The organism is Actinoplanes sp. TBRC 11911 (genome assembly GCF_012933445.1).
Taxonomy (GTDB): domain Bacteria; phylum Actinomycetota; class Actinomycetes; order Mycobacteriales; family Micromonosporaceae; genus Actinoplanes.
This window is the reverse complement of the sequence record NZ_JABBNC010000018.1, coordinates 90,112-115,294: the sequence shown is the minus strand read 5'-3', so window position 1 is coordinate 115,294 and position 25,183 is coordinate 90,112. Positions and strand designations below refer to the sequence as shown.

At 71.1% G+C, this 25,183-nt stretch carries 23 protein-coding genes and 1 pseudogene; 9 read left to right on the top strand and 15 right to left on the bottom strand.

The genetic code is table 11. The features are described from left to right. The first annotated feature begins 54 nt into the window (after positions 1-54). Together HH310_RS23800 and HH310_RS43270 are read left to right on the top strand one after the other, a co-directional pair. On the top strand, positions 55-1,050 hold the full coding sequence (locus HH310_RS23800; RefSeq protein WP_169177835.1) for a hypothetical protein: 996 nt from the start codon (positions 55-57) through the stop codon (positions 1,048-1,050). A gap of 184 nt (positions 1,051-1,234) precedes the next feature. Further along, positions 1,235-2,332, top strand: a complete 1,098-nt coding sequence (locus HH310_RS43270) for a DUF2637 domain-containing protein (protein WP_312034282.1) — start codon at positions 1,235-1,237, stop codon at positions 2,330-2,332. Positions 2,333-2,479: 147 nt separating this feature from the next. Here HH310_RS43270 and HH310_RS23790 read toward each other — a convergent pair whose 3' ends face one another. The 6 genes from HH310_RS23790 to dxs all read right to left on the bottom strand — a co-directional run bounded on the left by HH310_RS23790 (position 2,480) and on the right by dxs (position 10,391). Then, complete coding sequence (locus HH310_RS23790) at positions 2,480-3,697, bottom strand: cell wall metabolism sensor histidine kinase WalK (protein ID WP_211192522.1); 1,218 nt, start codon at positions 3,695-3,697, stop codon at positions 2,480-2,482. Then, entirely contained in the window at positions 3,694-4,368 is a 675-nt protein-coding gene (locus HH310_RS23785) for a response regulator transcription factor (RefSeq protein ID WP_169177834.1), read from the bottom strand. Before HH310_RS23785 ends, HH310_RS23790 begins: the two co-directional genes overlap by 4 nt. A gap of 67 nt (positions 4,369-4,435) precedes the next feature. Then, positions 4,436-5,722 carry a hypothetical protein gene (locus HH310_RS23780; protein WP_169177833.1) on the bottom strand — a complete coding sequence of 429 codons (1,287 nt, stop codon included), beginning with the start codon at positions 5,720-5,722 and terminating at the stop codon, positions 4,436-4,438. Positions 5,723-5,754: 32 nt separating this feature from the next. Then, on the bottom strand, positions 5,755-7,098 hold the full coding sequence (locus HH310_RS23775) for a PQQ-binding-like beta-propeller repeat protein (RefSeq protein ID WP_169177832.1): 1,344 nt from the start codon (positions 7,096-7,098) through the stop codon (positions 5,755-5,757). 3 nt (positions 7,099-7,101) lie between these two features. After that, positions 7,102-8,406: a PQQ-binding-like beta-propeller repeat protein gene (locus HH310_RS23770; protein WP_169177831.1), complete on the bottom strand. Its 1,305-nt coding sequence runs from the start codon at positions 8,404-8,406 to the stop codon at positions 7,102-7,104. An 80-nt stretch (positions 8,407-8,486) separates the two neighbouring features. Beyond that, on the bottom strand, positions 8,487-10,391 hold the full coding sequence (gene dxs / locus HH310_RS23765) for a 1-deoxy-D-xylulose-5-phosphate synthase (RefSeq protein ID WP_169177830.1): 1,905 nt from the start codon (positions 10,389-10,391) through the stop codon (positions 8,487-8,489). A 133-nt stretch (positions 10,392-10,524) separates the two neighbouring features. Between dxs and HH310_RS23760 the strand changes: the two genes are divergently transcribed. Beyond that, positions 10,525-11,268 carry a DUF5808 domain-containing protein gene (locus tag HH310_RS23760; RefSeq protein WP_169177829.1) on the top strand — a complete coding sequence of 248 codons (744 nt, stop codon included), beginning with the start codon at positions 10,525-10,527 and terminating at the stop codon, positions 11,266-11,268. A 173-nt stretch (positions 11,269-11,441) separates the two neighbouring features. Beyond that, positions 11,442-12,302 (top strand): bifunctional 5,10-methylenetetrahydrofolate dehydrogenase/5,10-methenyltetrahydrofolate cyclohydrolase, encoded by an 861-nt coding sequence (locus HH310_RS23755; protein ID WP_169177828.1) that lies wholly within the window; start codon positions 11,442-11,444, stop codon positions 12,300-12,302. Between the two features lie 239 nt (positions 12,303-12,541). Here HH310_RS23755 and HH310_RS23750 read toward each other — a convergent pair whose 3' ends face one another. Both HH310_RS23750 and HH310_RS23745 read right to left on the bottom strand, forming a co-directional pair. Beyond that, complete coding sequence (locus HH310_RS23750; protein WP_312034281.1) at positions 12,542-13,774, bottom strand: TRAM domain-containing protein; 1,233 nt, start codon at positions 13,772-13,774, stop codon at positions 12,542-12,544. Continuing rightward, positions 13,758-15,819, bottom strand: a pseudogene (locus HH310_RS23745) (APC family permease); the annotation flags it as partial. The pseudogene HH310_RS23745 and the gene HH310_RS23750, both read right to left, overlap by 17 nt. 113 nt (positions 15,820-15,932) lie before the next feature. Here HH310_RS23745 and HH310_RS23740 point away from each other — a divergent pair. Both HH310_RS23740 and HH310_RS23735 read left to right on the top strand, forming a co-directional pair. Then, positions 15,933-16,598, top strand: coding sequence for a TrkA family potassium uptake protein (locus HH310_RS23740; protein ID WP_169177826.1), 666 nt, complete (start codon positions 15,933-15,935; stop codon positions 16,596-16,598). A 2-nt stretch (positions 16,599-16,600) separates the two neighbouring features. Further along, positions 16,601-17,278 (top strand): TrkA family potassium uptake protein, encoded by a 678-nt coding sequence (locus HH310_RS23735; protein ID WP_169177825.1) that lies wholly within the window; start codon positions 16,601-16,603, stop codon positions 17,276-17,278. Here HH310_RS23735 and HH310_RS23730 read toward each other — a convergent pair. The 4 genes from HH310_RS23730 to dut form a co-directional block, all read right to left on the bottom strand. Next, positions 17,270-18,001 (bottom strand): DUF3159 domain-containing protein, encoded by a 732-nt coding sequence (locus HH310_RS23730; protein ID WP_312034280.1) that lies wholly within the window; start codon positions 17,999-18,001, stop codon positions 17,270-17,272. The genes HH310_RS23735 and HH310_RS23730 overlap by 9 nt on opposite strands. Continuing rightward, positions 17,998-18,375, bottom strand: coding sequence for an OB-fold nucleic acid binding domain-containing protein (locus HH310_RS23725; protein ID WP_169177824.1), 378 nt, complete (start codon positions 18,373-18,375; stop codon positions 17,998-18,000). Before HH310_RS23725 ends, HH310_RS23730 begins: the two co-directional genes overlap by 4 nt. 100 nt (positions 18,376-18,475) lie before the next feature. Continuing rightward, on the bottom strand, positions 18,476-19,144 hold the full coding sequence (locus HH310_RS23720; protein ID WP_169177823.1) for a DUF3710 domain-containing protein: 669 nt from the start codon (positions 19,142-19,144) through the stop codon (positions 18,476-18,478). Between the two features lie 12 nt (positions 19,145-19,156). Next, entirely contained in the window at positions 19,157-19,633 is a 477-nt protein-coding gene (dut, locus tag HH310_RS23715) for a dUTP diphosphatase (protein WP_169177822.1), read from the bottom strand. Positions 19,634-19,725: 92 nt separating this feature from the next. Here dut and HH310_RS23710 point away from each other — a divergent pair, with 92 nt between their 5' ends. Beyond that, the gene (locus tag HH310_RS23710) at positions 19,726-20,232 is read left to right on the top strand and encodes a DUF3093 domain-containing protein (protein ID WP_169177821.1); all 507 of its coding nucleotides are present in this window, start codon (positions 19,726-19,728) and stop codon (positions 20,230-20,232) included. Here the strand turns inward: HH310_RS23710 and HH310_RS23705 are convergent. Next, on the bottom strand, positions 20,207-20,992 hold the full coding sequence (locus HH310_RS23705; protein ID WP_169177820.1) for a hypothetical protein: 786 nt from the start codon (positions 20,990-20,992) through the stop codon (positions 20,207-20,209). The genes HH310_RS23710 and HH310_RS23705 overlap by 26 nt on opposite strands. A gap of 160 nt (positions 20,993-21,152) precedes the next feature. Then, positions 21,153-21,449 (bottom strand): DUF4193 domain-containing protein, encoded by a 297-nt coding sequence (locus HH310_RS23700; protein ID WP_169177819.1) that lies wholly within the window; start codon positions 21,447-21,449, stop codon positions 21,153-21,155. A gap of 348 nt (positions 21,450-21,797) precedes the next feature. Here HH310_RS23700 and HH310_RS23695 point away from each other — a divergent pair, with 348 nt between their 5' ends. After that, a complete protein-coding gene (locus HH310_RS23695) occupies positions 21,798-22,349 on the top strand; it encodes a LytR C-terminal domain-containing protein (RefSeq protein WP_169177818.1) in 552 nt (183 codons plus the stop codon). A gap of 13 nt (positions 22,350-22,362) precedes the next feature. Here HH310_RS23695 and HH310_RS23690 read toward each other — a convergent pair whose 3' ends face one another. Continuing rightward, positions 22,363-23,196: an inositol monophosphatase family protein gene (locus tag HH310_RS23690; protein WP_169177817.1), complete on the bottom strand. Its 834-nt coding sequence runs from the start codon at positions 23,194-23,196 to the stop codon at positions 22,363-22,365. 255 nt (positions 23,197-23,451) lie between these two features. On the opposite strand from HH310_RS23690, the gene HH310_RS23685 reads away from it, so the two are divergent. Next, positions 23,452-25,038, top strand: coding sequence for an RNA polymerase sigma factor (locus HH310_RS23685; RefSeq protein ID WP_169177816.1), 1,587 nt, complete (start codon positions 23,452-23,454; stop codon positions 25,036-25,038). Positions 25,039-25,183 lie beyond the last annotated feature (145 nt).

The window sequence follows — 25,183 nt, the reverse complement described above, 5'->3', positions numbered from 1 at the left end:
CGGGAAAGGCGCAGGCCAGGTAGCCTCACCGGGTACCCGATCGATGGAGCCTGGATGTCTCAGCCCCCTCAGCCGCCGACCTCGGGGGAACCCCAGCCCGGCGAGCCTTATCCCGGCCACCCACAGCCAGATCCGACGCAGTATCCGGCCACGCCGTACTCGTCGCCGTATTCCGGCGAGCCCAACCCGGACGTCCCGACGTCGGTGCCGCCCCAGCCGGGGTATCCGGGCGCTGTCCAACCTGGCTATGCACCGCCGGGGCAGCCCGGTTACCCGTCCGCCGGGCAGCCCGGTTACCCGCCCGCCGGTGGGCAGCCGATGCCGTATCCGCCCTCGCCCTACGCGCCCTACCCCGGATTCCCGCAGCCGCCCGTCCAGCCGCCGAAGGCGAAGAGCCGGACGCTGCCGATCGTGCTCACCTCGATCGCGATTTTCCTGGTCCTGTGCCTGGGTGGCAGCACGGCAGTGGTCCTCGTTCTGCGGAACCAGGACGACAAGCTCACCTCCGCCGACGCCACCCCCGAGCCGGCCTCCTCACCCACCACCGAGGACCCGACGCAGGAGCCGTCGGCCCAGCCGAGCACGCCTGCGGCCTCGACCGTCAAGGTCGTCGCGCCGAAGACGCTGGGCGGCCGGCCCAAGGTGAGCAGCAAGGAGCTGCAGAGCTACGTCGACCTGCTGAAGACGATGATGTCGAGCTACCCGTCGGCGTCCAACTCGGTCAGCGGCATGTACGGCCGGATCGGCACCCGCAACGTCGTGGTGATGGCGGCCGCCGAGGCCGACGTCGTGCTCCCGGAGACCACCGTGGACGCGTTGCTCGCCAGCGGCGGCAGCTCCACAAAGGTGACCGGAATCACCAGCGTCTCGACGGGGTCGCTGGGCGGTTACGCAAAGTGCGGCAACAGCACCAGCGCCGGCCAGAAACTGGCCATCTGCGTCTGGGCCGACGACGGCAGCCTGGGCCTGGTCGTCTGGTACTTCAAGTCCACATCGTCGATCAAGAGCGAGTTCCCCAAGGTCCGCGCCGAGATCGAGAAGAAGGCCTAGCCCGAAGCAAGCCGACACGCCGCAGACACGATCACACTCTCGCATCGCTCCCGGCACGGACCGGTCACGGTTCCGGGCCGGGAGCGATTGCGTCATCTTCAGCGGTCAGGATGGTGCGGTCGCCGGCCCGGAAGCCGGGCCGGGGAGCCGTCACGCAAGGTAATGATCAGCTGAGGAGATTCCGGTGGTCCTCGAGCATCTGCGTCGCGTCCGCTGGGCGGTGCGAGCCACGCTGCTGCTGGGCGTCGCCGCGTCGGTGGTCGCCAACGTGCTGCACGCCTTGGACAATCCGATCAGCCAGGCGATCGCGGCGTGGCCACCGCTGGCCCTGCTCCTCACGGTCGAGCTGATCTCCCGGGTCCCCGTGCACCGCCGCCTGCTGGCCGCCGCCCGCGTGCTGGCCACCGCCATCATCGCCGGGATCGCCGCGTGGGTGTCCTATTGGCACATGGCCGGGGTGGCGGCCCGCTACGGCGAGACGGGCGCCTCCCCCTACCTGCTCCCGCTCTCGGTCGACGGCCTGATCATCGTGGCCAGCATCTGCCTGGTCGAACTGACCGGCCGCATCGCGGAACTGGAACGCACCCGCACGGCCGCGGACAGCGAGCGGTCCGCTGCCGATGTCGCCGCGCAGGCGCGCGAGTCCGTCACCGCGGCCACCGACGGTTCGGGCACCGCGCGCGACCGCCACGCCGTCGCCGCCGGAACAGCGCGAGACCGCAACGCCGCCGACGCTTCGAGCTTCGCGCAAGACCGTCGGGTTGTCGCCGCAGACTTGACCACCGCCCCAGACGAATACGAAATATCGGAAAAATCCGCATCGGGGATCATCGGTCGCGACGCTTCCGCGATTCCCGGTCTGGTGCCGGCTCCTGGCACGCCGTCACGGCGCAGTAACCTGCCGCCCGCCGTCTTCGCCGAGGCCTCTGCGGTGCTACCGCGAACCGGATCGGACGGCTCCTTCGCGCAGCCCACCCCCCGGCCGCAACGGCAACGGGCAGTCCCGGCCCAGCGTCCGGCCGGCCCGACCGTGACCGCACCCGCCTCCGCCTCACGCCAACCGGCCCCGCCTGCTCGGCAGGGCACCGGTGACCGGAAGCGCCGCGACCCGGCCGAAACCCTGGCGATGGCCGCTCAGATCAAGGCCGACCACCCCGGCATCACCGAGACCCAACTGGCCGGCGAACTGGGCATGAGCCCGACAACGTGGCGCAAGGTCCGCAAGGAGGCCGCCGCGATGGCGGACGGAACAATGCCGACCGACCGCGACCTCGCCGCCTGACCGGAGCTATCCGACCGCGACATGGCCGCCTGAACGGCCCCATCCGACCGCGACATGGCCGCCTCACCGGCCCCATCCGACCACGACCCGGCCGCCGGGCCGGACGGCAGCCCGGCCCGACCGGCCGCGCTGAACTCGCCGCGCCGGTCAGGACGCGCGCGGCACGCTTGCCGTCGCCGCCACCACCGGGGTCGCGTCCGCCGTCGGCAACGACACCGTGACCTCCAGGCCGCCGCCCTCCTGGGCCACCGCCGACACCGTCCCCCCGTGCGCGTCGCACACCGCCCGGACGATCGACAAGCCCAGCCCGGAACCGCGGGCGCCGGTGCGTTCCCAGCCGCCGCGGCGGAACGGCTCGAACAAGCCGGGCACGTCGGCCGGCTCCACCTCGTACCCCGTATTGCCCACCACCAGCCGGGCCTGGCCGTCCACCGTGTCGGTGCGCAGCCACAGACGGCCCAGCAAGTGGTTGTAGCGGATCGCGTTCTCGATCAGGTTGCCCGCCAGGCGGTCGAGCAGGCTCGGGTCGCCCACCACCGGGGCCGGTTTCAGGTCGGTTGTCACGTCCAGCTTGAGGCGCTCGGCCTCGGAGCGCACCGCGGACAACGCGTTCGTCACGCAGACCGCGAGGTCGGCCGGGGTCTTGCGGGCCAGCCGCCGGCCCGACTGCGCCTCCGAGCGGGCCAGCACGAGCAGCGCGTCGACCAGGCCGTTCGCGCGTTCGGAGGCGTTGCGCACGACCTTGGCCATCCGGCGGTACTCGTCCACGTCGGCCTCGTCGTCGCTGAGGGTCACGTCGATCTCGGTGCGCATGACGGCCAGGGGGGTGCGCAGCTCGTGCGACGCGTTCGCCACGAACCTCTTCTGCGACTCGAACGCCGCCGCCAGCCGGTCGAGCATCGCGTCGAACGTGCGGGCCAGCTCGGCCACCTCGTCGTCCGCGCCGGAGTAGCGGATGCGCTGGTCCAGCGTCTCCTCGCCGAGCCGCTGCGCGGTCTGGGTCACGCGATGCAGGGGACGCAGGGCACGACCGGCCACCGCGTACGCCCCGGCGATGCCGATGATGCCGATCGCGATCAACGCCGTGAGACCTTTGACCAGCACCTCGGTCGACGCGTGGTCGACCACCCCGGCCTGCCATTGGGCGGCGTCGCGGGTGGTGCCGTCGGCGAGGGTGACCGTGGACCCGGCCTGCAGCGCGTCCACCGGGTGCATCGCGTCGCCGACCAGCAGCCACGCCAGCAGCACCAGCACCACCCCGGCGCCGACCAGCAGGATGCCGTTGAGCAGCGTGAGCCGCAGCCGCAGCGTGGGTCGCAGGCTGAAGTCCACCTTGCGGTTGCTGCGGCCGAGGTAGACGGTCATGAGAGCCCGACCGGTTCCGGCACGCGATAGCCCGCCCCGACCACGGTTTCGATCAGCGGCGGGTCACCGACTTTCTTGCGGAGCGTCATCACCGTGACCCGGACCGTGGTCGTGAACGGGTCGGTGTTCGCGTCCCAGACCCGTTCCAGCAGTTCCTCACTGGACACCACCCCGCCCCGCGCCTTCAGCAGCTCCTCCAGCACGCCGAACTCCTTGTTGGTGAGCTCGATCGGCTGGCCGCCGCGGGTGACCACCCGGCGGGTCTGATCGAGCACCAGATTGCCGACGCTGAGCACGGGTGGGGCCGCCGGGGTCGCGCGCCGGCCGAGCGCCTGCACCCGGGCGACGAGTTCCTCGAAGGCGAACGGCTTGGCCAGATAGTCGTCGGCGCCCAGCTCAAGCCCCTCGACCTTGTCGGCGATCGACCCGCTCGCGGTCAGCATCAGCACCCGGGTCAGCGCGCCGGACTCGACCAGTGCCGCGCAGATCTCGTCGCCGTGCATGCCGGGCAGGTCACGGTCGAGGACGACCACGTCGTACCGCGTCACGTACGCCATCTCGTGGCCCTTGAGGCCGTCGTACGCCACGTCGACCGCCATGCCTTTACGCCGGAGCCCGCGCGCGATCGCGTCGCAGAGGTTCCGCTCGTCTTCCACCACCAGCACACGCACCGCAGACCTCCAGAGAACCGCCGCGTCCAGCCTCGCCGACCGGGTGTGAAGAGGCCGTAAGTGAAGGCTACCGAAGCGGCCAGAGGGCGATGGACGCGTCGAGCAGGCGGCAGAGCAGCACGTCCGGGCCGATCTCGCAGCTGCCCGACACCGACGTGCCGCTGCCGAGGATGCGGACGTGCCGGGTGGCCGGATCGAGCACCCCGTAGAACATTCGGTGCGTATCGGGCACGTCCAGTGTCCCGTACACGGTCCCGTCCGAAGCTCGTCCCCGCGCCTCCCACCGGCCGAAGTCGCCCAGCACGCGCCCGGTGTCCGGATCGAGCACCCAGACCGCCGGATCGTCGATGTCCCGGTCCGGCTCGGCGGCGAGCAGGTATCCGCCGGCCGCCTCGGCGTACGCCCATCGCTCGGCCGACCACATGAACCGGCCGGTCGCCGAGTCGACCACGCTGAGGCCGCGCTGCATGCGGAAGGCGCACATCAGCCGCCCGCAGTCACCGTCGGTCCAGCTCTGCGAGAGGTCGGCGGTGGTGGTCCAGGCCTTGTCCAGGCCGGGCACGTGGTACGCGTCGAAGCCACGGTCGCCGTCCTGCACCACGATCAGGCCGTCGATCGCCCACATCAGCCCGTTCTGGCGGCCGGGCAGCGACGACAGCGCGAGCGCGGCGACCACCTTCCCGGTATGCGGGTCGCGGGTCTCCAGCCCGCCGGAGTCGGTGAGCGTGACCAGCCACGAGGGCCACCCGGTGCCGTCCCCGACCGCAGTCGTGTAGCCGTCCGGCGGGTGCGGCACCGACCAGCGGACCCGGCCGGTGCTCAGGTCCAGCCCGAGCTCGGCGTCGTCGGCGCTGAGCACCACCAGCCCGTCCGCGGCCGAGGCGCCGATCCAGCGGGCCTCCCGCCGCCACAGCGTCCGCTCGGTGCCCTCGGCGGCCGCCACCACGGCCCAGGTGCCGGTGCTGTCGACCTGGTACGACACCAGGATCACGCCGGCGCCCCGCCACACCCAGGTGACCCCGCCGGACACCGCGACCGAGGTGCGGCTGGTCATCCGGCCGGCCGGCAGCGCGTACGTGGTCACGACCCGGTTCGCGACGTCGGAGCCGAGCACCGGACGCCCGGCCGACACGACCGCGAGCTGGCCCTCGGTGATGAAGGTGAGGTCGCCCAGCCGGGCCGCGACGATCGTCGGCGGTCGCTGGGGCGCGCGATGCATGGCCCCGGTGAGCAGCGTGAGCAGCACCAGCGAGAGAGCGCCGAGCACGACCTTCGACGGGAACGGCGACCGGGTCTCGACGGGCCCGGCGGCCAGTTCCCGCGGAATTTCACCGAGGTCGATAAGGGCGCTCACCGGCCTCATTGTGCGCCGAACGGGCCAGCGGGTCAGGCCCGATAAGCCCAGATACGCAGCACTTGATCGGTACGGCACACCACGTGCGCGCTGTCCGCGGCGCAATCGCCGAGCGTCCCGCTGGCCTCGCCGAGCGGCTGCACCGCGTCGCGCCGCGGCTCGACGACGCCGAACACGCTCCGGAACGGGCTGCGGATGCCGCGCAGCACGATCGGAGCGCCGGACGCGCCGACCGCCTCGGCACCCCAGGCGCTGAGATCGACGCGGGTGCGGCCGGTGGCCGGGTCGGCGAGACGCCGCACCGCCCCGGTCTGGGTGTCCGTCTCGACCACGTAACCGTCGCGCCGGCTCAGATCGACGTCGGCCGGGGCGCGCCACAAGGCTTTCCCGCTGACGGGGTCGAGCACGTCGAGCCGCGACCGGCCGCCCTCGCACAGCACGTCTCCGCAGCTCGGCGGGTCGAGCAGGATCTCCGGCACGGATCGCGACCAGAGCCGGCGCAGGGTGTCCGGGGCGTACCCGGTCTCCTGCTCGCCGAACGAGCCGTAGGAGACGACCATGGTGCCGCCGATGATGTCGCCGCCGGTCGGCAGGCGGCCGTCGACCGGCGGCAGCGCACGGGTGGCGAGCACCCGCCCGGTGGCGGCGGCGCGGCGCTCCAGCCGCTGCGACGACACGATGTCCACCGCGTTCGAGGTGGGCAGGACGTTCACCGAGCCGCTTTCCGGCACCGACCAGACGGTCGCGCCGGTCCGGAGGTCCACCCCGTGGATCTCGGTGTGCACCGGCGGCTCGGTGTGCGGCTGGCCGGTGGACCCGAAGTACAGCGCGCCCGGATCACCCGAATCCTGGTCGTAGATCGTGCCGGCCCGGAACTGCTGCACCTCGACGACGCCCAGGTCGGCCCCGTCGATCGGCGCCACCGGCACCGCGGTGGACCAGAGCACGTGTCCGGTGCGGACGTCCAGCACGGTGGTCGACGGCCCGTCGTTGATGAGCACCACGTCGCCGGCCCGCTGCGCGGCGATCCGGGTGTAGCCGACGTCGTCCGGCTGCCGCGGCCGCGCCGCGAACGAGGTGGACCACACCTGGCGTGGTTTCGCACCGAGCAGGAAGGCCCGCACGGTGCGCGTGCCGGGCGTCGACGCGACCGTGTAGACCTCGCCGCCGGCCAGCGCGAACAGCGAGTCGTTACCGCTCAACGGGATCGATCCGGCCGTCTGCCAGAGCCGGGGCGCGTCGGGTGCCGCGCCGCTGAGCAGGAACACCAGGGCGGCGGCGAGGATCAGCCCGGGCAGCCGGTAGCGGTGGACGGGCGGTGGCGAGCTGGGTGCCGGGTCGAACTGGGTGGTCAGGTCCAGCTCGATCAGCGCCAAGACTCACCCCTCCCGGTACGCCCACACGACCAGTTCGCCGTACATGTTCCGGCAGGCCAACCTGTTCGGCGCCGACTCGCAGTCGCCGGTGCCCGCGGGCAGATCGGCCAGGGGCCGCGGTTGGCGGTCGTCCGGCCGGACCACGGCGACCATGCTACGGGCTCCCGCGTCGACGGCTCGAGTCACCAGGAAGGCATCGCCTGCGCTGGTGCCGGCCACCGGGCGCCACCCGGCCAGGTCGACCTTCACCTCGGCGGTGTCCGGGTCGACGACAGCGACCGGCTTCTGGTCGGCCTCCTCGGCGTACGCAATGGTCATGGTGCCTTGGACGTCGATGTCCTTCCATTGCGGCCGGTACCATCGCGGGTCCCCGGTCACCGGGTCGATCGCCCGCACACCGTCGTCGCCGACCAGGCAGGCCAGCAAGCCGCACTCCTTGATGACGTCGGCGCGGTAGGCCGGTCGCGTCCAGAGTGGACGCAGCGACAGCGGTCCGTACGCGGAGATCTGCATGCCGGAGACGCCGGGATGCCAGAGCAGGATCACCCCGCCGGCCACCGACGGGTTGCCCGGTCCGTAGTCGGCAGCCGGGATGCTCTCGGAGGCCAGCAACTGGCCGTCGTCCAGGTCGTGCAAATCCATGGTGCGGTCGGAGTTGACCAGCAGCATCCGCGAGCCGGTGTCGGCCGGTCCGGGCACGCCCAGCAGCACGCCGGTGCCCGGCACCTGAACCGTCCACCGGGTGTCGCCGCTGAACGGGTCGAGCGCCTCGATCGCGCCCTCCACCCGCCGGTTCGCGCCGGCGTAACTGCGGACCGGCTGCACCGCGAGCAGGGTGGGTGAGCCGGGCACGGTGAGCACGTTGCCGTCGTGCTCCCAGCGGCTTGCCCCGTTACTCAGCGCGACGGCCGACGTGCCCGGATCGCGTCCGCCGGACTGGAACGGACGCATCAGCACCAGCCCCTCGACCTGCCGCAGCCGGTAGGTCGGCGCGGCCTGGGCGGACTGCCACAGGATCTGCCCGTTCGCCAGGTCGTACGACGTGAGCTGCCCCAGCGTCTGCGCCACCAGCGTGCCGTCGCTGGTCAGCGTGTACGCGTCGCCGGGCGCGACCTGCAGCCGGAACACCTGCGAGAGCGGCGATTTCGCGGGCGGGTCGGAGGCGCCGAGAATGACCAGTAGTAACGCGGCGACCAGCATGGACGGAACCCACCGCGGCGTCGTGCGCCGGCTCGAGTTGCGGTAGGAGTCGGGTTCGCCGCGCTCCAGACCGAGTTCGATGACGACGACGCCGCTCTCCAAACTCATGCCTTGAAGATAACGGCGAGATAACGAAACGCCCATGTAAGCGTCCGGCTCGCCCGGCTTCCGGCCGAAATCCGAGTTTGTTAAGAGGCGGGCTCCAGAATGGACACCGTCGCGGCCACCTCACGGGCGATGACCTGCGGAGTCAGGTCCAGCGACTCCAGGATCTCGGCCCGCGTGCCGTGCGGGTGGAAACCGACCGGAACGCCGAAGTCACGCAGCGGCACGTCCACGCCCGCGTCCCGCAGCATGCTCGCCACCGCGTCGCCGACACCGCCCGCGCGCACCCCGTCCTCCAGGGTCACCACCAGCCGGTGCTGCCCGGCCAGACCGGCCAGCTCGACCGGCACCGGACGCACCCAGCGCGGGTCCGCCACGGTCACGCCGTGACCCTCCTGCGCTAACCGGTCGGCGACCTCCATGCCGAGCGTGCCGAACGAGCCGACCGTCACCAGCAGCACGTCCTTACGCTCGTCCTCGCGCAGCACGTCGACCTGGCCGAGACGGCGCACGGCGGGCAGATCGGCCGGTACGGCACCGGTCGGGAAACGTACGATCGTCGGGCCGTCCTCGACCGCGACCGCCTCGCGCAGCTCCGCACGCAGCGTCGCCGCGTCCCGCGGAGCGGCGATGCGCAGGCCCGGCACCACGCCGAAGACGCTCATGTCCCAGACGCCGTAGTGGCTCGGCCCGTCCGGACCGGTGATGCCGGCTCGGTCCAGCACGAACGTCACCGGCAGCTCGTGCAGCGCGACATCGAGCAGCACCTGGTCGAACGCCCTGTTCAGGAACGTCGCGTACACGGCGACGACCGGGTGCAGGCCGCCCATCGCCAGGCCCGCGGCGCTGGTGACCGCGTGCTGCTCGGCGATGCCCACGTCGTAGGCGCGCTCGGGATATTTCCGGGCGAGCTTGGCGATCCCGGTCGGCTCGGCCATCGCGGCGGTGATGCCGACGACGTCCGGCCGCTCGTCGGCGATCTTCACGAGCTCGTCGGCGAACACCCCGGTCCACTTCACCGCGGGCGCCGCGAGCAGCTTGCCGGTCTGCACGTCGAACGCGCCGCCCGGCCCGTGCAGACAGTCGGCCTCGTCGTCCTCGGCCGGGCGGTAGCCGTAGCCCTTGCGGGTCACCGCGTGCACGATGACCGGCGCGTTGAAGCCCTTGGCCCGGCGCAGCGCCGACTCCATCGCCGCCACGTCGTGCCCGTCGACCGGGCCCAGGTATTTGATGCCGAGATCCTCGAACATCGGCTGCGGGGCGACCGCGTCCTTGATGCCCTTCTTGACCGCGTGCAGCACCTCGTAGACCGGTTTGCCCACCACCGGCGTCGAGCCCAGCGCGTCCTTCACCAGGTCGAGCACCCGCTCGTAGCCCGGGTTGAGGCGCAGCGTCGACAGGTGATCGGCCAGGCCACCGATCGTCGGCGCGTACGACCGGCCGTTGTCGTTGACGACGATGACCAGCCGGTTCTTCGCCGAGGCGATGTTGTTGAGCGCCTCCCAGCACATGCCGCCGGTCAGCGCGCCGTCGCCGACCACGGCCACCACGTGCCGCTCCTCGCCGCGCAGTGCGAACGCCTTGGACAGACCATCGGCGTACGAAAGCGCGGTGGAGGCATGCGAATTCTCGATGAGGTCGTGCTCGCTCTCCGCGCGGCTCGGGTACCCGGAGAGGCCGCCACGCTGGCGCAGCAGGTCGAAGCCCTCCTGCCGGCCCGTAACGATCTTGTGCACGTACGCCTGATGGCCAGTGTCGAACAGCACCCGGTCGCGCGGCGAGTCGAAGACGCGGTGCAGAGCGAGGGTGGTCTCCACGATCCCCAGATTCGGCCCCAGATGCCCCCCGGTACGCGACACCTTGGCGACCAGGAAGTCGCGGATCTCCGCGGCCAGCATGTCCAGCTGCTCGACGGTGAGGCGCTTGAGGTCACCGGGGGCGGTGATGCTCGCGAGGACACCGGTCGTGCCGGGGAGGGCTTCGCTCATGAGAGCGAAGTCTATCGGCGTGGCGCCAAGACGCATCCGCCGCGAAGACCCTACACACAACCTTCATATCTGGGCCGTGGTGATCTACTTCACACCCCGGTCGATGTTGTCGGCGGGGCGTAGCTTCGATGGAGTGACCGTGGCAGTCAGCGCTCTCCTGCTCGCCTTCGCGGCGATCCTGGCGGCCCTGATCGCCTTCGATCGCCGCGGTGCCCGCCACCTGCCGTACCCGTGGCTCTGGGGTCTGCCCTCGATCCTGCTGATCGGCCTGGGCGTGCTGACCGGCGCGGCGCGCTACCCGGGCCTGCCAAACGAGTTACCCAGCCATTTCGACATCCACGGCGACGCCGACTCGTTCGTGCCCACGACGCCGTTCAGCGCCTTCTTCCCGGTGACCATCCAGATCCTGGTCACCGCGGTCCTCGCGGCCGCCGTCGCCTTGATGCTGCGGATCCCGTACGCCGGTGAGCCCACCCCGGACGACACCGGGCGCCGCCGCGAGCGGGCCGTCGCGTTGCACGCCCACGCATTGCTGATCCTGGCCGCGAGCGTCGACCTCGCGCTGTTCCTGCTGGCCCAGCCGATCTGGCTGGGCCGCACGTCGCTGCAGGCCGGCGAGGTGATCGGCATCGGCCTGAGCCTGGCCGCCGGGCTGGCCGCGCTGGCCGTGGCGACCGTCGCCGCCGGGCGGCAGGAGCCGCAGAGTCCGTGGCGGGGCGCGTTCTACGCGGACCGCGAGGACCGCCGGTTGTTCGTGCCGAAGCGCTTCGGCGTCGGCTGGACCCTGAATCTCGGCCGGCCCGCCGGGCTCGGGCTGCTCATCGCCCTGGTGTGTGTGCCGGTGCTGACGGCGTTCCTCGGCCACTTCGCGGTCTAGGGGCCGGCCGGGCGCTCCCGGCCTTCCGGCGGCCTTGGGGTCGGGCGCTCCCGGCCTTTCGTGGGGCGCTCGATAGGCTGGACCGCAGACGCGACTGGCGGCACGGGGATGGGTCAACCATCGGGGAGCCTGTCACGGGAGTCGACCGCCTGGGCCCCGTGCGGAGGAGATCCATGCCGACCGCTCGACTTCTTCCCGGAGCCCCCGTCGCCGAGGCCGTGCTGGCCGACGTCCGCACCCGCGCCGACCGCCTCCGCACCCGCGGCGTCCAGCCCAGCCTCGCCACCATCCTGGTCGGCGACGACGACGCCAGCGCCGGATACATCCGGATCAAGCAGCGCCAGGCCGGCGAGCTCGGGTTTGCCTCACCGCACCGGCACCTGGGCGCCGACGCGAAGCAGGACGACCTGCTCGAGGTCATCGCCGGCTTCAACGCCGACCGCGACGTGCACGCCGTCCTCATCCAATACCCGATCCCGGCCCACCTCGACTACGACGCGGCGCTGCAGACCCTCGACCCCGACAAGGACGTCGACGGCATGCACCCGCTGAACATGGGCCGGCTGGCCCTGGGCATGCCCGGACCGCTGCCCAACACCCCGGCCGGCATCGAGGCGCTGCTCGCCCACTACGAGATCCCGGTGTCCGGCCGCGAGGTCGTCATCCTGGGCCGCGGCGCCACGCTGGGCCGCCCGCTGGCGCTGCTGCTGTCGCAGAAACGCCCGACCGCCAACGCCGCCGTCACGGTGGTGCACACCGGCGTGCCCGACTGGGACCGTTACACCAAGCGCGCCGACATCCTGGTCGCCGCGGCCGGCGTCCCCGGCATCATCAAGCCCGAACACGTGCGCCCGGGCGCCACCGTGATCGGCGCGGGCGTCCGCTACGAAGGGCGCCGCCTGCTCCCCGACGTCGACGAGTCGGTCGCCGAGGTGGCGGGCGCGATCACCCCGCGCGTCGGCGGCGTCGGCCCGACCACGGTCGCGATGCTCTTCCGCAACGCGGTGGCCGCGGCCGAGAGGGCAACAGCCTGACAACGTGGCGGCATTGACGTCGCTCAGGCCGCACGCAACTCCCCACGCCGCGACCGGCCGCGCAGCGGTGTGGGGACCCGCAACGCCCACACCGACCCAGCTCCCCACACCCCGACCAACCACCCAGCAGTGTGGGCACCCGCAACGCCCACACCGACCCAGCTCCCCACACCCCGACCAACCACCCAGCAGTGTGGGCACCCGCAACGCCCACACAGCGCTGACCCCCCACAGCTTGGTCAGGCCGGCAGGAGCAGGGCGACGCACTCGACGTGGTGGGTCATCGGGAAGCAGTCGAAGGCCCTGAGCTCGGCCAGCCGCCAGCCCAGCGTGGCGAAGGTCGCCACGTCGCGGGCCAGCGACGCCGGGTCGCAGGCGACGTAGGCGACGGCGCGCGGGTCGGCGGCGGCGATCTCGCGGACCACCCGCGCCCCGGCGCCGGACCGCGGCGGGTCCAGCACGACGAGGTCCGGGGCTGGGGTGTGCAGGCGGCGCAGAGCCGACTCCACCCGGGCGTGGACCACCTCCACCGGGAGGTCGGAAAGGTTCGCGCGGGCCGCCGCGGCCCCGACCGGGGACGACTCGACAAGCGTCACCCGCGCTCGGGTGTGCCCCGCCAGCGCGGCCGCGAACAGGCCGGCGCCGCCGTAGAGGTCCCACGCGGTCTCCCCCTCGACGGGGCGCAGCATGTCCAGTACGGACGCGGTCAGGGTGTCCGCGGCGGCCGGGTGCACCTGCCAGAACCCTTGCGGCGGTACGCCGAAGGTCCGTCCCGCCGCGACCTCGGTGAGCTCCGACGGCCCGCTTATCAGCGTTCCGCCCATGGGGGACGAGGTCGGGTCGTCTTCCACCGCTCCCCCGCCGGGCCCGCGTTCCAGCACCGCCACCTCGCCGCCGGAGGAGGCCACGGCCTGCACCGAGCTCGCCGAGTCCCAGACGCGTTCCAGCAGGTCCAGCTCCTGGATCGCGGGGTGGGCGATGACGCAGCGCTCGATCGGGACGACCTGGTGGGAGCGGTGCTGGAGCAGGCCGGCGCGTCCCAGGGCGTCGACGGCGTACCGCACGCGGGTGCGCCAGCCGAGCGACGGCGGCAACGCCTCGACGCGTACGGACAGCGAAAGGCCGGCCAGACGGCGCAGCTGTTCCTCGACGACGGCGCCCTTCCAGCGCAGCTGCGCGTCGGCGGAGACATGCTGCAGGTCGCAGCCGCCACAGGCGCCCGGACGGGCGTACCGGCAAGCGGGGGTGATCCGGTCCGGAGAGGGTGAGTGGATCTCGACGGCGTCGGCGCGCAGGAAGCTTTTGTGAATCTCGGTGATCTCGGCGGTGACCTCTTCGCCGGGCAGTGCGTGCCGGACGAAGACGACGCGGCCGCCGAGGCGGGCGACGCAATGGCCGCCGTGCGCGGGCGCTCCCACCGTGAGCTCGATCCGATCGCCTTGGACGAGATCGAGTTCCAGGTCGGGGGTCACGGGTGCGTCTCCGGGGTGCGGTCGGCGGCCATGGTGGCCTGCGGCTGGTCGGCGGCGCGGCGGTTGCGGGGGCCGCGGGCCGGGCCCTGGCTGAGGTTGCGGTCGATGCGGTCGAGGTCGCGGTCCTGGCTGGAGCGCAGCTGCCACGGCACGCTGGTGACCATCACGCCGGGCTCGAACAGCAGGCGGCTCTTGATCCGCAGCGCGCTCTGGTTGTGCAGCAGGTTCTCCCACCAGCGGCCGACGACGTACTCGGGGACGAAGACGGTGACCACGTCGCGGGGTGAGCCCCGGCGCATGCCTTTCACGAAGTCGATGATCGGGCGGGTGATCTCGCGGTAGGGCGAGTCGACGACGGTGAGCGGGACCGGGATCTGCCGGCGTTCCCATTCCTGCTGGATGGCCCTGGTGTCCTTGTCGTCGACGTTCACGGTGACCGCGGTGAGCGTGTCCGGCCGGGTGGCCTGCGCGTACGCCACGGCCCGCAGGGTCGGCAGGTGCACCTTGCTGACCAGGACCACGGCGTGGTTGCGCGAGGGCAGCACCGGGCGTTCGTCGGTGGGCTGCAGCTCCTGCGAGACGCGGGTGTAGTGCTTGCGGATGGCCAGCATGAGCGCGTAGATGACGAGCATCGCGGCGATCGCGATCCACGCGCCGAGCAGGAACTTGGTGACCAGGACGACGACCAGGACCGCGCCGGTGAGGATCATGCCGAATGTGTTGATGGCTCGCGAGCGGATCATCTGGCGGCGGCGTAACGGATCTCGCTGGGTTCTCAGCAGCCGGTTCCAATGCCGGATCATCCCGCCCTGCGAAAGCGTGAACGAGACGAACACGCCCACGATGTAGAGCTGGATGAGCCGGGTGGTCGACGCTTGGAACGCCACGACCAGCACCATCGCGGCGATCGCCAGGAAGATGATGCCGTTGGAGAAGGCCAGCCGGTCGCCCCGGGTGTGCAGCTGGCGGGGCAGATAGCGGTCCTGCGCCAGGATCGAGCCGAGCACCGGGAAGCCGTTGAACGCGGTGTTGGCGGCCAGGAAGAGGATCAGGGCGGTGACCGCGCCGACGACGTACAGCAGGAAGCCTTGGCCGAAGACCGTCTCGGCGAGCTGGGCGGTGACCGTCTTCTGCTCGTAACCGGCCGGGCCGCTGACGATCTGGGTGGCCGGGTCCTCGACGAACTGCAGGTGGATGACGCGGGACAGCAGCACGATGCCGACCAGCATGACGATGGCGATGCCGCCGAGGAGCATCAGTGTGGTCGCCGCGTTCTTGCTCTTCGGTGGCTTGAACGCCGGCACCCCGTTGGAGATCGCCTCGACGCCGGTCAGGGCCGCGCAGCCCGAGGAAAAAGTCCGAAGTAGCAGATAGGCGAAACCAAAGCTGGTCAGATGATCTTGTTCGGCCGTGATCACCAGGTCGGCGGACGGGGCCCGCAGGTCCTGACCGAGAACGAACACCCGGATCAGCCCGGTAGCGATCATGATGACGATGACGACGATGAACGCGTACGTCGGGATGGCGAACGCGGTGCCGGACTCCCGCAGGCCGCGCAGGTTGAGCGAGGCCAGGAGGGCGATCGCGCCGATCGCGAAGGCGACCTTGTGCTGGGCCACGAACGGGACGACCGAGCCCAGGTTGTTGACGCCCGACGAGGTCGACACCGCGACCGTCAGGATGTAGTCGACGAGCAGCGCGCTGCCCACCCCGAGACCGGCGCGCGGCCCCAGATTCACCGTCGCGACCTCGTAGTCGCCGCCGCCGGAGGGGTACGCGTGCACGTTCTGCCGGTAGCTGGCGACCACGGTGACCATGACGACCGCGACCGCGAGGGTGATCCACGGGGAGAAGACGAAGGCGCCGGCACCGGCGATGGACAGGGTCAGCAGGATTTCGTCGGGTGCGTACGCCACGCTCGACAACGCGTCGCTGGCGAACACGGGCAGCGCGATCCGCTTCGGCAGCAGCGTGTGCTGCAGCTTGTCGGAGCGGAACGGCCGACCGAGCAGCAGCCGCTTGGCGAGGGATGTCGTACTTGCCACGAGTGCCAAGAGTACGGCCGCCATGCTCGTTGCGTATCCGGCCCCGGGACGCGGCCGTTACGGGCGCATGGCACGCTCACACGGGTGAGTATTGATCCTGGAGGACGCGACACGTGCACGTGGTGATCATGGGGTGTGGGCGGCTCGGTTCGACGCTCGCTCACAACCTCGACGCGCGTGGCCACTCGGTGGCCGTCATCGACCAGAACGCGGACGCGTTCCGCCGGCTCGGGGCCGAGTTCGGCGGCATCACGGTGACCGGTTTCGGGTTCGACCGCGACGTGCTGCGCGCCGCCGGGATCGAGCGGGCGGACGCCTTCGCGGCGGTCTCCAGCGGCGACAACTCGAACATCATCTCGGCCCGCCTGGCGCACGAGACGTTCGGCGTCTCCCGGGTGGTGGCCCGCATCTACGACTCGCGGCGCGCCCAGGTGTACGAGCGGCTGGGCATCCCGACCGTGGCGACGATCCGCTGGGCGGCCGACCGCATGGTCCGGCACCTGGTCCCGGAGGGCACCGTCGAGGTGTTCCGCGACCCGACCAGCGTGGTCTCGATCGTCGAGGCGCCGCTGCACCGCGACTGGGTGGGCCGGCCGCTGAAGGTGCTGGAGGAGCGCACCGGCGCCCGGGTGGCGTATCTGATGCGGTTCGGGATGGGAACGCTCGGCACCCCGTCCACCGTGATCCAGGATGGCGATCAGGTGTTCATGCTGGTCACCGACGAGACCGTCGGGGACGTGCTGAACATAGCCGCGGGCGCGGAGAAGGAGGGGAACTGAGCATGCGGATCGCCATCGCCGGGGCCGGCAACGTCGGCCGGTCGATCGCTCAGGAGCTCATCGGCAACGGCCACCGGGTCATGCTGATCGAGCGCCAGCCGCGCCAGCTGCGCCCGGAACGGGTGCCGGAGGCCGAGTGGGTGCTCGCCGACGCCTGCGAGCTGAGCAGCCTGGAGGAGGCGGACGTGGCCGGCTGCGACGTGGTCGTCGCGGCGACCGGCGACGACAAGGTCAACCTGGTCGTCTCGTTGCTGGCCAAGACCGAGTTCGCGGTGCCGCGCGTGGTGGCCCGGGTGAACCGCGCCGAGAACGAGTGGCTGTTCACCGAGCAGTGGGGCGTGGACGTGGCGGTCAGCAAGCCGCGTCTGATGGCCGCGCTGGTCGAGGAGGCGGTGACGGTCGGCGACCTGGTGCGGTTGATGACGTTCCGGCAGGGCGAGGCGAACCTGGTCGAGATCACGCTGCCGAAGCACGCGCCGTACGAGGGCAAGCCGGTGCGGTCGGTGCCGTTGCCACGGGACGCCGCGCTGGTCGCGATCCTGCGGGGCAAGCGTGTGGTGGTGCCGACCGCGGACGACCCGCTGGAGGCCGGCGACGAGCTGATCTTCGTCTGCACGACCGAGGTGGAGGATCAGATCCGCGCGGTGGTGCTCGGCAACGCGGGGCCGGAGCTAAGTTAGGGCCTTTTCCGGGGCGCTGGTCACCCGGTGGATGGCCCAGGCGGTGAAGGCGAACGTAGCGGCATAGATCGGCCAGCTGATCAGGATCCGGACCACGCCGAGCGCGTTCGCCTCGCCCAGCGCCCACAGGTAGTACTGGATGCCGGCGCGCACGCCCAGCGACGCCACCCAGACCAGAGTGAGCCACTGGAAGGTGCGGAACAGCCGGGGGTTTGCGAACCAGTCGTGCCGGCCTTTGTTCGCGAGGATGCCCCACGCGTACCCGATGATCGGCTTGCGCACCATGACCGAGATCAGCAGGACCGCGGCCTGGCCGAAGGTCAGCAGGATGCCGGGCAGATAGAAATCCTGGGCTCGGCCGGTGCGCCAGGCCAGGAAGGCGCCGACCGCGATGCCGAGCAGGCCGTTGACGGCGTGCCGGACGGGCTGCTTGCGGGCCAGGCGGTAGGCGCCGATGCCCAGGGCGGACAGGACCGCGCCGATGATCGCCCAGGTCAGGGCGGTCTGCTTCTCGAGGCCGACCACCGCGTTGCCGAGGACGACGTTGAGCACGACGAATGCCAGCACGGGCAGGCTGGACTCGATGAGGCCGCGCACGCCGCCCAGCTGGTCGGCGAGCAGCTCGCTCATGGACGGCAGAGGCTCTTCTTCGGGTTGCAGATCGAGTCCCTCGACCACCTCTTCGGCGAGCCTCTCCTCGACCGGCTCGCTACCGGGTGTCACCGGGGCGCCTCCAGCTCGTAGTACGGGTTGTAGATGACCTTGCGGTCGTCCCGGATCGCGATCCGGCCACGTGCGGTGAGCTGCCTGCCCGGCTCGATGCCGGCTATCGACCGGCGGCCCAGGAAGACCAGCGTGACCACGTCACTGCCGTCCCAGAGGTCGGCCTCCAAGGTCGGCAGGTTCGTTCGAGGAGTGTACGCCACGGTGCGGAGCCGGCCGGACACCGAAACGACCTGGCCACGGCGGCATTGAGTGGCGGGAATGGCACCGCACTTGGCGCTCTCCCGTTGGAGATCCTCGGCGTCGAGCTCCGAGTCGGTGGCCGTCAGCCGGTCTAAGAACCTGCGCAGGCCGGTGCGCTCGTCGGTGGTCATGGACCCTCTCCTCGCCCCGCGGGGATGGACGGCTCAGTGTCCCTGTTCCGTTCATCCACGGTACGCCGGAAGAGGGTCCGGTGACCTCTGTCACGATCGCCTAATTCGGCGCGCTGCCGTTCGCGCCGGAGGCGTCCTGCGCCTGGTCGGTCATCTCCTTCGGCAGGTGCAGCGGCAACGCCTCGCGGACCGGCCGGGCCTCGGCGTCGCGGACCACCACGAGGCCGGAGAGCACCTCGCCGAGGGCGCCCTCGCGACCCCGGTCGGCGGCCGCAACGCCCTGGTAGAGCGCCCGGACCATCCAGCGCGGCCCGTCCACCCCGACGAACCGCACATCGGCGGGGCCCTCCGGCGTGTTCACCCGGGCGGTCAGCTCGATGCCGTACGGGCCGCGGACCTCTTGGGGCTTGACGCCGTCGGCGGCCATCGCCTCGGAGATCTCCTCGCGCACCTCGTCCCAGATGCCCTCGGTGCGCGGGGCCGCGAACACCCCGAGCTGCAGCGCGCTGTCGCCGTCGACCAGCACGATCTGCTCGACCGCGCCGTCCGGGTTGGCCTGGACCCGGACCTCGACGCCGTCGACCGCCGGGATGCGCAGGCTGCCCAGGTCGAGCCGTTCGACGTCGTCCGGGGCGTAGCTCTCGTCCCAGGGGCCGCGCTCGGGCGGGGTGGGCTCGTCGTCGGCCTCGAGGCTCTGCGCCAGGGCGTCGGACGGCGGGGCGTCGGTGGCGCGCACGTGCTTGGGGCCGCCACGCTTACGGGAGAACATCACTGCCACCTTTCAGGACTGCTTCTGCTGCGTGGGCAGCGCGTGGTGCCCGCCGGTCGAGCCGTGCCCGCCGGCACCGCGCGCGGTGTCGTCGAGCTCGTCGACCTCGAGGAACACCGCTCGCTCGACCCGCTGGACGACCAATTGGGCGATGCGGTCGCCGCGGGAGATCTTGACAGTGTTCACCGGGTCGTGATTCACCAGGATCACCAGGATCTCGCCGCGATAGCCGGCATCGACCGTACCGGGCGCGTTGAGGACCGTGACGCCCAGCCGGGCCGCCAGACCGGAGCGGGGATGCACCAGGCCGACGAACCCCACCGGAATAGCTACCGCGATGCCGGTACGGACCGCGGCGCGGGCCCCGGGCGCCAGCGAAGCGTCCTCGGCGGCGAACAGGTCGGCGCCGGCGTCACCCGGGTGCGCGTACGCGGGCAGCGGCAGCTGCGGGTCGAGACGACGGATCGGGATCGTCAAGTCCTCGGTCAAGGCACACGTTCCTCACTCGTGGCGGCGACGGGCGGCACTCACCCTGCCATCCTGCCGTGCCCGGTCGCGGAGGCGCGCCGTACCCTTCCAGGGTGACATCGGAGCCCCGCGCCCGCACCACCGCGCCCGCGTACGCCGAGCGGCTGCGGGTGTCGTTCTGGGCGTGGCCGACCGCGATGGTGGCGTCCCTGCTGCTGGTCTTCGAGGTTCTGATGAGCTTCACGACGGTCCCGGCCTGGATCCCGTTCGTGGTGCTGGTCCCGCTGACCGCGGCGCTGCTGCTGTGGGCCGGCCGGATCAAGGTGGCGGTCACCGGCGACGAGTTCCTGGTCGACGACGCGCGCTTACCGGTGTCGGTGATCGGCGACGTGATCGCGCTGGACGCGGCCGGCAAGCGGGAGTCGCTGGGCGTGGGCGCGCACCCGCTCGCCTTCGTGATCCAGCGCCCCTGGATCGGCCCGGCCGTGCAGGTGCTGCTGGACGACCCGGCGGATCCGACGCCGTTCTGGGTGGTGTCCACCCGGCATCCGGTCGAGCTGGCGACCGCGCTGCTCGCCGCGCGCGACGCCGCGGTCAGCCCTCGAGAGCCTTCCGCTTGAGGTCCTTGCGGACGTGTTCGCCGAGACTGCGGGTCGCCCGCCGGTTCAGGTAACTGGCGACCGCCGCGCCGGTGAGCATCGGGCCGAGCGTGCTCAGATTGCGGCCGAACCGTTTCAGCAGCGACGTCTGCAGTTCGCGCCGGGCGGCCGTGCCCAGCACGCTCGCCAGGCCCACGCCGGGGATCAGCGGGTTGACGCCGCGCTGGCCGGACCACGCCTGGAGCAGCCCGCCGGCACGTTCGCCGAGGCCACCCCGGATCGGGGCGCCGTAGATCTCGTGCAGTTCACCGATCAGCTTCAGCTCGATCGCCACCACCGCGACCGTCTCGGCGGCCAGCAGCACGGGCGCGGAGAGCAGGGTCGGCGTCGCGACCCACTCGATGGAGGCGACGCCGCCGCCGACGGCGCCGACGCTGGCGGTGCCCCGGGCGGCGTTGCGGATCAGGCGATCGGCCAGGTCGTCGTCGGTCAGGCCGGGAAAATGACGCTGCAGGGTGTCGCGGTCCCGGACCGGCACGTGCGGTGCCACGTCGGTGACCACGTCGGCCATCCAGCGGACCGCGGCCTTGGGCCGGAACAACTGGCCCAGCCCACGCCGGCGGATGTCCTCCACCAGGCGCCCGAGGAGCCGGCGGCGGTCGTCCGGCTCGAGGTCATCGGCTGTCAGCGCGGCGACCGTCTTGCCAAGCTCCTCGTCAGTAGCGGGCACGAGAGCCGTTTCCTCGGCCTCGTCCCGCTCGGTGTGTTCCGGGCGGGTCATCCTCGTCCTCCCCGTCGTTGTTCCGCGGGCGGCTTTACCGGTCAGATGCCCGGCACCGGCCCACTTCAAAACTAGGGCGACCGGACAACAGGCTCAGGGAAGCCGAGAACTCCCGACCGCGTCGTCGCGGCCGGGTTGGTGCGCTGCGTACGAGTGGCCGTCAGGCGCACTCGCGGCAGATCAGCTCCCCGTTGCGCTCCACAGCCAGCTGGCTGCGGTGATGTACGAGGAAGCAGCGGGCGCATCGGAACTCGTCGGACTGCATGGGCAGCACTTTGACGGTGAGTTCCTCGTCGGCCAGGTCGGCGCCGGGCAGCTCGAAGCTTTCCGCCACCTCGACCTCGTCGACGTCCACTGCACCCGACTGTGCGTCGGCGCGGCGAGACTTCAGCTCCTCAAGGCTGTCCTCGCCGAGGTCGACCTCATCGCGACGCGGAGCGTCGTAGTCGGTGGCCATCGGATTTCACTCTCCTGTATCGATGGGTCACTAAGCGTTAGTAACGCCCGCAACGAGGTTTCGGTTCCCGGTTCGGCAAGACGATTTCTGACACTCGTGCTGATGTGCGAAACCTCCCAGCGAGCGCGGAACCTTACCCCGTCGCGGCCAAGAAGTACGCACACAGGCACAACATTGTTCCCGATGTGACCGAGGCGACATCAAAGTAGGTGCCCAACGCTCTGGATCATCGTCAACGCGCCGGAGGGAATCCCGGTTTCCGCGTGCCTGGCGGACAGACGTTAACCTCTCGACAGGTCCGCCCATTCCCCGGTGGCGCGACATCTCGACCGACCCTGGAGCCAGCCCATGAGCTTTGCGCGCGTCCGAGCGCTCGTCGTCGTCGGCGTGCTCGCCGTCGCCGCGGTGGTTTTCGTCATCACCGCCCTGGCTCGCGACACGCAGGGCGGCACGACCGTGGGGGAGGACTGCCCGGCCGGTGCCCCGCTCGCCGACATGCAGCTGCCCGACGATCCGGCCGAGGTCACCGTCAAGGTCTACAACGGGACGAAGATCGCGGGACTGGCCGAAAGCGTGACGAACGAGTTCAAGAACCGGCGCTTCGCCGTGCAGAAGCCGGCCGAGAGCAAGACGAAGTACAAGGGCGTCGCCGAGATCAAGTACGGTCCGGACACCGTCGGCAAGGCGCAGCTGCTCCGGGCGTACTTCCTGGCCCAGTCCAAGATGACCTACAACGCCAAGCAGAAGGGCGCGGTCATCGACATCGTCATCGGCAACGAGTACCGCCAGCTCGCCACCACGACCGAGGTGAACCAGTCCCTGGTCGAGGTGGGCGAGCCGACCCTTCCGCCGGGCGCCTGCGTGAAGCCGGTCGAGAAGGACAAGAACAAGGACTCCTAGCCCGTACGCCTCCTCAGGCCCCGCCGGCCGCGTCCAGCTCGACCAGCAGGTCGTGCAGCGGCGCGAACAGCGCTGGCGGGGCCGCTACGACCATGTCGAGCCCGGCCGGTGCACCGCGCAGGCCGCCGACCGTCACGCCCGCCTCCGTGGCGATCAGGCCGCCCGCCGCGTGGTCCCAGGGATTGAGCCCCTTCTCGTAGTACGCGTCGAGGGTGCCCTCCGCGACCGAGCACAGGTCGAGCGACGCCACGCCGATCCGGCGGATGTCACGCACACGGGTGATCAACTGCGCGACCACCGCACCCTGGTGCGCCCGGCGCCTAGCGTCGTAGCCGAAGCCAGTGCCGACCAGAGCCTGGTCCAGGGTCGTCCGCACCGAGGGGGTCAGCCGTCGTCCGTCGCGCCACGCGCCGCCGCCCCGGGCCGCCGTCCACTCAGCACCGGTCGCCGCGTTGATCACCACGCCGGCCACCGCGACGCCGTCGATCTCGGCGGCGAGCGAGACCGCGTACGCCGGCAGGCCGTACAGGTAGTTGACCGTGCCGTCGATCGGATCGAGAACCCAGCGGACCGTACCCGCCTCAGGTGTCGACTCAGGTGTTATCGAATCGCCGTATTCCTCGCCCAGCACCGCGTCGCGCGGCCGCTCGGCGCGCAGCGCGTCGATGACCTGGCGCTCCACCGCCTTGTCCGCCGCTGTCACCACATCGGTGGATGTGCTCTTGGTTTGCACGTCGGTGACGCCCTCGGTGCGCATCCGCCGTGCGGTGGCGGCCGCATCCCGCGCCACCCGGACGGCGATGACCAGCAACTCGTCCGGCGTCGATGTCCCGCGAAACTCGCTCACGTATCCGTCCTTTCCGCGGCTAACATCTTCCCGCCGGGTGTCTCCGGCGAGGTCACCGGCCCCGGCGGCGCGCTGCGGCGGGAGGATCTCGCTGGACGGCGCTACAATTCACCCCTGCCCACCGCTTCACGGACACCAGCTGCTCCGCCCGTCCGTGTCCCGGGGGTCCCCACACCAACACCGGCCAGCCTCTTCGCCGTGCGCTGAGCTGGGCTCATGGCCGTGCACAACCTCATCGCCTCCGGAAGGTCTTTCGTGACTGAAGTCCACCAGAACGGTGCCGACGTTCGCTCCCTCACCGAGGCCCTGATCGTCCGAGCCCAGAGCGCCGGCGGCCAGCTGATGTCAGCCGAGGTCGGACGCACGCTCGAGGCCGCACAGGTGAACCCGGCTCAGGCCAGAAAGATCCTGCGCGGCCTCGTGGACGCCGGGATCACGGTCGTCGTCGACGGTTCGGTGAGCACTCGCCGACCCAAGGTCGCCGCCGCCCGGGCCGCCACCCCCGCCTCCAAGGCCACCACCGCCAAGGCCGCGCCCGCCCGCAAGCCGGCACCGCCGAAGCAGGCCGCGTCGGCCGCCAAGCCCACCCCCGAGGGCGACGACGCCGCCCCGCCCGCCACGCCGGCGAAGAAGACCGCGGCGAAGAAGGCGACGGCGAAGGCCGTCCCCGGCGCGAAGAAGGCCGCGACGGCCACGAAGCCGGCCAAGCCCGCCGGGCCCGGCGAGGAAGGTCCCGCCGACGGCGAGATCGATCCCGAGGAGCTCGCCGCCGAGATCGAGGACGTGATCGTCGACGAGCCGCCCGCGATGGTGGCGGCCGCCGCGACCGACGCCGCCAGCTCGGCCGAGGAAGGCGACTTCGAGTGGGACGACGAGGAGTCCGAGGCGCTCAAGCAAGCGCGCCGGGACGCCGAGCTGACCGCTTCCGCCGACTCCGTACGCGCGTACCTGAAGCAGATCGGCAAGGTCCCCCTGCTGAACGCCGAGCAGGAGGTCGAGCTCGCCAAGCGGATCGAGGCCGGGCTGTACGCGGCCGAGCGTCTGCGCGCCTGCGACGAGGGCGAGGAAAAGCTCGAGCGCACGATGGAGCGCGACCTGCGCTGGATCGGCCGCGACGGCGAGCGGGCGAAGAACCACCTGCTCGAGGCCAACCTGCGGCTCGTGGTGTCGCTCGCGAAGCGCTACACCGGCCGTGGCATGGCCTTCCTCGACCTGATCCAGGAAGGCAACCTCGGTCTGATCCGCGCGGTCGAGAAGTTCGACTACACCAAGGGCTACAAATTCTCCACGTACGCCACCTGGTGGATCCGCCAGGCCATCACCCGCGCCATGGCCGACCAGGCCCGCACCATCCGCATCCCGGTGCACATGGTCGAGGTCATCAACAAGCTCGGCCGCATACAGCGTGAGCTGCTTCAGGACCTGGGCCGCGAGCCCACCCCGGAAGAGCTGGCCAAGGAGATGGACATCACCCCGGAGAAGGTGCTGGAGATCCAGCAGTACGCCCGGGAGCCGATCTCGCTCGACCAGACCATCGGCGACGAGGGCGACAGCCAGCTCGGCGACTTCATCGAGGACTCCGAGGCGGTCGTCGCGGTCGACGCGGTGTCCTTCTCGCTGCTGCAGGACCAGCTCCAGCAGGTTCTTCAGACGCTCTCCGAGCGGGAGGCTGGCGTGGTCCGGCTACGATTCGGCTTGACCGACGGCCAGCCGCGGACCCTGGACGAAATCGGTCAGGTGTACGGGGTGACGCGTGAGCGGATCCGGCAGATCGAGTCCAAGACGATGTCCAAACTGCGGCATCCGTCGCGGTCCCAGGTGCTTCGCGACTACCTGGATTAGGGCGTCCCGTCAACATCGCGTGTCCGAATGGTCACCACCCGTACATCCCCGGGTGGTGATCAGACCGTTGTGTAGAAGTGATCGTTGACGTGGCACCCTTGGATCACGGCACACTAGTCCGACCACGTGTGACCTCGGTCCCCTC

Excerpts from the sequence above, each read along its gene's own strand:
- HH310_RS23770 (WP_169177831.1), bottom strand. The coding sequence starts at position 8,406 with ATGAGTTTGGAGAGCGGCGTCGTCGTCATCGAACTCGGTCTGGAGCGC.
- HH310_RS23705 (WP_169177820.1), bottom strand. The coding sequence starts at position 20,992 with ATGACCCGCCCGGAACACACCGAGCGGGACGAGGCCGAGGAAACGGCT.
- dxs (WP_169177830.1), bottom strand. The coding sequence starts at position 10,391 with ATGAGCGAAGCCCTCCCCGGCACGACCGGTGTCCTCGCGAGCATCACC.
- HH310_RS23800 (WP_169177835.1), top strand. The coding sequence starts at position 55 with ATGTCTCAGCCCCCTCAGCCGCCGACCTCGGGGGAACCCCAGCCCGGC.
- HH310_RS23735 (WP_169177825.1), top strand. The coding sequence starts at position 16,601 with ATGCGGATCGCCATCGCCGGGGCCGGCAACGTCGGCCGGTCGATCGCT.
- HH310_RS23700 (WP_169177819.1), bottom strand. The coding sequence starts at position 21,449 with ATGGCCACCGACTACGACGCTCCGCGTCGCGATGAGGTCGACCTCGGC.
- HH310_RS23725 (WP_169177824.1), bottom strand. The coding sequence starts at position 18,375 with ATGACCACCGACGAGCGCACCGGCCTGCGCAGGTTCTTAGACCGGCTG.
- HH310_RS23720 (WP_169177823.1), bottom strand. The coding sequence starts at position 19,144 with ATGTTCTCCCGTAAGCGTGGCGGCCCCAAGCACGTGCGCGCCACCGAC.
- HH310_RS23790 (WP_211192522.1), bottom strand. The coding sequence starts at position 3,697 with ATGACCGTCTACCTCGGCCGCAGCAACCGCAAGGTGGACTTCAGCCTG.
- HH310_RS23755 (WP_169177828.1), top strand. The coding sequence starts at position 11,442 with ATGCCGACCGCTCGACTTCTTCCCGGAGCCCCCGTCGCCGAGGCCGTG.
- HH310_RS23695 (WP_169177818.1), top strand. The coding sequence starts at position 21,798 with ATGAGCTTTGCGCGCGTCCGAGCGCTCGTCGTCGTCGGCGTGCTCGCC.